This is a genomic window from Dehalococcoidia bacterium (genome assembly GCA_028711995.1).
Classification (GTDB): domain Bacteria; phylum Chloroflexota; class Dehalococcoidia; order SZUA-161; family SpSt-899; genus JAQTRE01.
On the sequence record JAQTRE010000187.1, the window covers coordinates 1 to 4,262 of the forward strand.

General features: G+C 54.5%; 6 protein-coding genes. All 6 read right to left on the reverse strand.

Features of this window, described 5'->3' with window-relative positions; genetic code table 11:
- Positions 1–48 precede the first annotated feature (48 nt).
- A complete protein-coding gene (locus tag PHV74_15130) occupies positions 49–1,671 on the reverse strand; it encodes a PilN domain-containing protein (protein MDD5095686.1) in 1,623 nt (540 codons plus the stop codon).
- Entirely contained in the window at positions 1,668–2,288 is a 621-nt protein-coding gene (locus PHV74_15135; GenBank protein ID MDD5095687.1) for a hypothetical protein, read from the reverse strand. Before PHV74_15135 ends, PHV74_15130 begins: the two co-directional genes overlap by 4 nt.
- Before the next feature lies 1 nt (position 2,289).
- The gene (locus PHV74_15140; protein ID MDD5095688.1) at positions 2,290–3,102 is read right to left on the reverse strand and encodes a hypothetical protein; all 813 of its coding nucleotides are present in this window, start codon (positions 3,100–3,102) and stop codon (positions 2,290–2,292) included.
- Positions 3,077–3,589, reverse strand: a complete 513-nt coding sequence (locus PHV74_15145; protein MDD5095689.1) for a type II secretion system protein — start codon at positions 3,587–3,589, stop codon at positions 3,077–3,079. Before PHV74_15145 ends, PHV74_15140 begins: the two co-directional genes overlap by 26 nt.
- The gene (locus PHV74_15150) at positions 3,586–4,029 is read right to left on the reverse strand and encodes a hypothetical protein (protein MDD5095690.1); all 444 of its coding nucleotides are present in this window, start codon (positions 4,027–4,029) and stop codon (positions 3,586–3,588) included. Before PHV74_15150 ends, PHV74_15145 begins: the two co-directional genes overlap by 4 nt.
- Positions 4,030–4,044: 15 nt before the next feature.
- Positions 4,045–4,262, reverse strand: a 218-nt coding sequence (locus tag PHV74_15155) for a type II secretion system F family protein (GenBank protein MDD5095691.1), incomplete at its 5' end; no start/stop codon positions are given.

Genomic DNA, 4,262 nt, shown 5'->3' on the forward strand with positions numbered 1-4,262 from the left:
ACCGCCAGTTGCAGTATCTTCCCGATGTCCATCTTCCCCTCTTTATCCTCACTCCCACTTCAAACTGACAGTAAAGCTCACGGCTCCCCTATCATCACTTGCTTTTCTTAGAGATTGAACCTGTACATCGGAAAATCTGTCAGTCTGCCTCAAGGCATCCGCGTACCCCAGGGCAGTCTCGTAACTTGATGCCTGGCAGGCCAGGCTCAGTTTGCCTGCCTCCTCTGTAATTGATTGGAAGCTCACGCCATCAGGCAGGACGGTAACGGCTGCAACATATAAAGTGTTGTAAAAACGCGAGCGTTGGTCTTGCAGTCTCTGGAAATCACGCAATACGTCCCGCAGATTCTGCTGCCTTGATTTCACACTGGCGATAGAGTCTTCGATTTGCTTGGCTTCCTTGATCTGGGTATGCCGCAGAAGGACCTGTTGATTGAGCATGTTCTTCTCAATCTGACGTTGATCAGCCGCGAACGCTGCGCCGTCGGCGATCTGGTACAGCGGGAGTATGAGAGCAATCCCAACCAGGACCCCGGTGACAGATAGGATCTGCCTGGCGGGGAAACCCCTGGGGCGATAGACATCGGGCAGGATATCGAAATTGGGGATGAGTGACGGGCCATTTGGGGCAACTTGCCTTGCGGCCGGTGATGCTCCCTTCAGCGCCAGTCCGATGTTGACGGCAAATTGCGCCAGGGGAAAACCGGGCGGGTACTGCAGGGGGCAGTCCAGTGGCTCGATATTATGTCCCGCTTCGGAGGCTATAGTCTGACGCAGTTCACCATCGTCGGCCAGTCCACCCGTAAGGAATAGGGAAGTTTCCGGGTTGGGTGCTTTATCGAGGCAGATGGATTTGTAAAACTGCAGCGTCCGCTCAAACTCCTGTAATACGTGCTGCGCCCTCTCTAATGGGGAATAGCCCGTACTCATAACTACACTGCGCATGATAATGGGAACACCGCCGGCTATCACTACTATGGTACAGCTCTCAGGCTCGATATCTATGACCAGTGCCTCGGCGCGGTTTATCATCTTGGCCAGTGCCAGCGGCTTGATATTCATCGAGGGGGGATTGATCCCTGCCTGATTCAGGCATTGAACCTCCGCATCCATTATGTTTTGCGGCACGCCGAGAAGGAAGAAGCGCTGTAATTCGTCTTTCTTGGCGCGCAGTCTATACCATGATAGATATGTTTTCTCCAGGGGAATAGACATTGCCTTTCTCGCTTCGCCCATGATGGCTTCTCCCAGGAGTTTCCGGGGCATCTTAGGTAATTCAACGATACGGTGAACGGATTGAATCCCACTCAAGCTGGCAATAACCTTGCCTCTCTTCAAGCGCCTTGAGGCGATGAGTTCACTGATAACGGCGCTCACCGCCTTAGTGTTCAGTATCAAACCTTCTTGGACAATGCCAGGAGCGAGCGGGACGCTTTCCCAACGTTCTACCCATTTCCCTTTGGTGACCAGGAATCTGATGTTGGTGTCCTCGATGTTAATGGTGGCAGTCTCTCGGACAAAAGCGCTCTGCGTCGCCCGCGTCCAGAATATCGAGGTCTCTCTGATCGGCATTACGGCAGCCGACAGAATCCGCTTCACTGCGGCGGTCCGGTGTTCAGCCCCGGTGTTCTCAACATTGACGGTGACATTCTCCCTGGCGAAAGGATTCATTTCTTAACCCCGGTAAGCGGGGGCTCCTCCTTTGTCCCTGAAGTGGCATCGGGCCAGGTATGAATACATAGTTTCAGGTTGAGGGTGCCGAGATCATCCGGTAAAGCACCGTTCTTGATATCTATGCTTTTTAGCTCCAGGCCTTCGAGTAGTCTTGCGCCTTGTATCAAGCTAGAGATGAAGCCCAGGAGATCACTCTGTTTACCCCGTACAACAAGGGAGTAGGGCAAAATCGTTCCGTTGACTGTCCCACCCTTGTCTCTTGTTGGCGGGGAAGCCTCCATGCTCATGACCTCGGCGTTGCTGTTCCGGCCCAGATCCACCAGCACACCATAGATATCCGTGGTCTGGTTGGAACTGGAAATAGATGCCGGTGTGATTTCAAATAGAGACTCAGCCTCCTTGAGCTGAGACCCGAGTTCTTCGATGTCCGGCGGCGGCTTAAGCAGTATCGTGCGCTGCAACGACATCTGCAAGCCCAGACCCTGAAACTCGACTTGTTTCTGGAGGTACACTATACCAAGGCTGGCGTAGATTATGAGAAGGGCGCCGATAACAACCAACGGCACGTTGGTGATAATCCTCCTTTTCGTCTGTCTATTAGTCGGAACCTTCATGTTAGTGCACCTCCCATGAAACCGGGAATACAGCCTCCTCGTTCTTGACCACATTAGCCGTGATTGTGGTGCCGCCATTTGCCTGCGACACGATGTGGTAACCGAAGCAGCTGGAGACAGTGCCGATGGACGTGGGGTTGCCTATCACCCATGAGTAGTAACCCTGAGGGGTGCCCGTGCCCTGAATCCGGAATATATGGTGTGCTGATTCCCCCGAGTCCAGTGTATACTCTGTGTGAGAGTCCAGTGTCCAGCAAATCTGATTACCGTTGATCGAGGAAGGGTCAGCCGTGGTAATATCGCCTGAGGTCGAGCCGGTCACATAGGTGAAACCTTGAGGCAACCCGCTGCCGATTTGCACCAGATGTATAGTCGAGGGGCCCACATTCGCCACGGTGATGGTATCGGTAAAGGTGCCATCCCCGTTATTCACCAGGGCACTCGATACCTGGAGTCGCCATGATTGTGTTCCGTCCCCGGTTATCACCGGGCCATAAGGCAGTTCCGTTAGTTGGCTCACGACGACATCCACCGGCATGCCGCCCACGGTGAGATAAGCGGAGAGGCCGGAATCGAGGCCGCCCTTTATGCGCCACATGCCGTATTCCGCACCGGCGTCAGCGGCATACAGCTCACCGGTAAGCCTCTTGTAGACGGTAGCGGCCTTCACCCCCGTGTACACGTGCTTCACGACAGGGGTAATGAGCAGCCCACCCAGAGTGAGGGCAATCAAGGCCATGACCATTGCCTGCCCCTGTTCTCTCCCCACCCATCTCCCGATGAGCCTGCTAACCCATCGCCCTGAGCGTAACATGATACTCCCTCGTTTCGTTCACCGTAGGGCTTCCGCCTGATGAGGTCAAGGTCACTTTGAACAAACGCGTTTCATTCACCGGCTGAGAAAAGCCGGCACCGGTGAAATATTTAGTCACTGTCGTCTCAGTCTGCACCACGCTGTTAATGGATTCGCGGCGCCGGAGGTCACTCCCTGATAAGAAATAGAGAACGGCATGGAAATCTCCCGTAATCGGGTCCATCCAGTTCAGGGTAATACTGCTGACTGCCGCAGCGCCGGGGACGAGGTTGGTGTTCTGAGCACTCTGCCCATCGCGGGCAATCCGGCTGGCCGCATTCTCGATGCCGGAGGCGGCAGCCACGTGAGCGCTATTCCCCTCGGTACGGTAGATCACGCTGTAGCTGATCGAGCCAAGGGCGATGCTGAGTACCCCAACCAGGGCAATGACCATCAATAGTTCCAGGAGAGTCATTCCTTTTTGGTTCTGGCATAGCTTCTTGATCATCGGTCGACCTTATAGCCTTGCGTCACCAACAAGCTATTCCCATTTCGGTATATGGTGACCGTTATTTCCTGGATACCGTCATCGGGGTCATGGAGCGCCGCAGCGGTAACGTTGATAGAATAGCCGCTAGGCACGGCAATCGCATACGGACTGCCGGGGTTGAGCTGGTCAAGAGCCTGGTAATCATAGGGAGGAACGGAATCATAGGGACAGCTATTCGTGTTCTTGGTATACTCCATCTGGGCCCGTGCCAGATTGTCAACGTTGACCTTGTCCTCAATGCCGGCCATCGTGATGGTAGAAGTGGAAATTGCCGAGAGGAAGACCACTCCGAAAACACCGAGCAGCGCCAAGGCTACCACTGTATCTATCAGGGCAACCCCGCACTGATCCCTGGCCGCCGTCACCATTTCCCGCAAGCGGCGCTTCCTCCGCTCCACTTTCGCCAGTCCCTCCTAGCCAAGTTTCCCGATCATAGAATACATCGGCGTAATCACGGAAAGGGCAATGAAAGCTACCACCAGCGCCATACCAACGGTCATGGCTGGCTCGATCATTGATATCATGCCGCTTATCTTGTCATCAGCCTCAACCTCGTAGCTGGCAGCCACCGTACCCAGCGTGGATTCCAACCTCCCGCTCTCTTCACCAACCCTGACCATCTGCACCAGCA